This window comes from Streptomyces niveiscabiei (assembly GCF_001419795.1).
GTDB classification, from domain to species: Bacteria; Actinomycetota; Actinomycetes; order Streptomycetales; family Streptomycetaceae; genus Streptomyces; species Streptomyces niveiscabiei.
The window spans coordinates 1-2,015 of the sequence record NZ_LIRL01001336.1; the positions used below are offsets into that span (position 1 = coordinate 1).

3 protein-coding genes are annotated in these 2,015 nt (G+C 75.0%); all 3 read right to left on the reverse strand.

The features are described from left to right. Nucleotides 1-9 precede the first annotated feature (9 nt). Entirely contained in the window at nt 10-750 is a 741-nt protein-coding gene (locus tag AOK24_RS43760) for a glucose 1-dehydrogenase (RefSeq protein ID WP_055725382.1), read from the reverse strand. Further along, nucleotides 751-1,737 (reverse strand): hypothetical protein, encoded by a 987-nt coding sequence (locus AOK24_RS43765; protein WP_055725383.1) that lies wholly within the window; start codon nt 1,735-1,737, stop codon nt 751-753. It abuts the gene before it with no gap. Between the two features lie 72 nt (nt 1,738-1,809). Then, nucleotides 1,810-2,015 (reverse strand): hypothetical protein (locus AOK24_RS49060; RefSeq protein ID WP_206191375.1); only part of this gene is annotated, 206 nt, incomplete at its 5' end.

Consider the following 2,015-nt stretch of genomic DNA (forward strand, 5'->3'; position numbering starts at 1 on the left):
CCCCCCGCCTCAGCGGAACCCCCCGTTCACCGCGATCGTCTGCCCCGTGACGAACGCCGCGTCGTCCCCGGCGAGGAAGGCGACCACCCCCGCGATGTCGGACCCGCGCCCGAGGCGCCGGAGTGGGGTCACGGCGGCGAGGGCCTCGCGGGCGCGCTCCCCGTGCAGCGCGCGCAGCATGTCCGTGTCGACGGTGCCGGGCGAGATCGCGTTGACGGTGATGCCCCGGGGCCCGAGCTCGTGCGCGGCGGTGGTCGTGAACCGTTCGAGCGCGGCCTTGCTCCCGGCGTACACGGCGGCCCCGGGCGCCGACAGCGAGGTGGCGATGCTGGAGATGTTGATGATGCGCCCGCCCGCGCCGAGCACCTCCTGGGCGGACTGCATGATGAAGAAGGGCGCCCGCGCGTTGACGGCCATGACGCGCTCGTAGTGCGCCTCGTCGGCGTCGGCGATGGCGATCTGCTCGGACTCGGCGGCGTTGTTGACGACGATGTCGAGCCCGCCCAGCAGCTCCCCGGCGCGGGCCGTGAAGGCGCGGACCTGCTCCAGGTCGGCGAGGTCGGCGCCGACGGTGTACGCCGTTCCACCGGCCGCCCGGATCTCCTCGGCGCAGGACTTCGCGGCGGCCTCGCCCTGGTGGTAGCCGACCACGACGGCCGCCCCGTCGGCGGCGAGCCGCAGCGCGATCGCCCTGCCGACGCCCCGGGAGGCCCCGGTGACGACGGCCTTCCTGCCGTTCAAGACGCTCATTCAGTTCCTCCGGTCGAGCGGGACGATGGTGTCGCCGTCCACCAGGTCGGGCAGAGCGGCGAGTTGTTCGTCGAAGACGGCGTTGTCCCCGAGGTGGCCGCTGATGCTGCGCAGCCGGTGCACGCGCCGGAGCACGGCGGCGCGCTTCACGTCGGCGCGCGGAACACCGTCCCCGTACCCGGCGGACCCGTACCCAGCGGACCCGTACCCGCCGGCGGCCCCGTACCCGGCGGTGAACGCGTCCCACAGGACGCCGTAGCCGAGGTTGTCCGGCGCCCGGTGCGCCCCGCGCGAGGCGACCGCGACGGACGTGGACAGGGCCTCGGCGAGCGTGCCGAGGTCGAGCGCGGGAGGCCCGTACCCGGCCTCGGCGCTGACGAGGACGTGCGCGGTCCGGTCGCGCCGGTCGACGACGATCACCCCGGGCGACAGCGTCCCGAGCAGCACCCCGCCGGGCGCGGACAGGTGAGCCGCCCACTGCGCGAGCCGCGTGGAGCGTTCCTCGCCGATCCGCCGCACCAGGCGCGCCGCCACCGGGTCGGGCCGTTCGGCGAGCCAGCGGGCCAGTCCGTCGAGCCAGGGCACGGTGCCGTGAACCCCGTCGGCGACCGCGTGCAGCCCGCGCACGGTGCCGTGAATCCGGTCCGCGCCCGCGTGCAGCCCGCGCACCGCTTCGCCCACGCGCCGGACGACGTCCGCGTACTGCCTGGGCAGAGCGCTCCCCGCGAGCAGGTGCCAGCCGACGCTGACGGAGTCGGGCAGGACCTGCGCGAACCCGCCCTCGGGCGCGGGCTCGGGCACGGCGAAGCGGACGCCCCCGGTGCCCGCCCGGGCGAAGAGGTCCCGCAGCCCGCCCGGCACCGCACCGGCCGCTTTGACCGCGCTCTCGCCGGGCACCCGGTGCCAGCGGAAGCGGTGCGGGCCTTCCCGCAGGACGCGTGTGGTCGACGCGGTGGTGCCGTACGAGACGACGACCTCTCCGGACATGCCGGTGCCTTTCGTCGGATGGTGCTCGGGGGCCCGGCCAGGACCGGGCCCCCGAGCGTGTGCCGGCTTCGACTAGCAGTCGAAGATCAGCGTGGTGGTGGTGATGACCGGCGTCGCGGTGGTGATGGACGCCGTGGTCTCCGGGCCCTCGACGCCCGCGACCTGGGCGACCTGGTCGCCGTCGGTGTAGGTGCGGTAGCCGCGGACCAGGTTCTCGGCCGGGTTCTCGATCTTCATGGTGTTCTCCTCCGTTGGTTTTCCGGTTCTCCCGCCCGCCG

Coding starts and splice junctions, on each gene's coding strand:
- AOK24_RS43760 (WP_055725382.1), bottom strand. CDS start 750: ATGAGCGTCTTGAACGGCAGGAAGGCCGTCGTCACCGGGGCCTCCCGG.
- AOK24_RS43765 (WP_055725383.1), bottom strand. CDS start 1,737: ATGTCCGGAGAGGTCGTCGTCTCGTACGGCACCACCGCGTCGACCACA.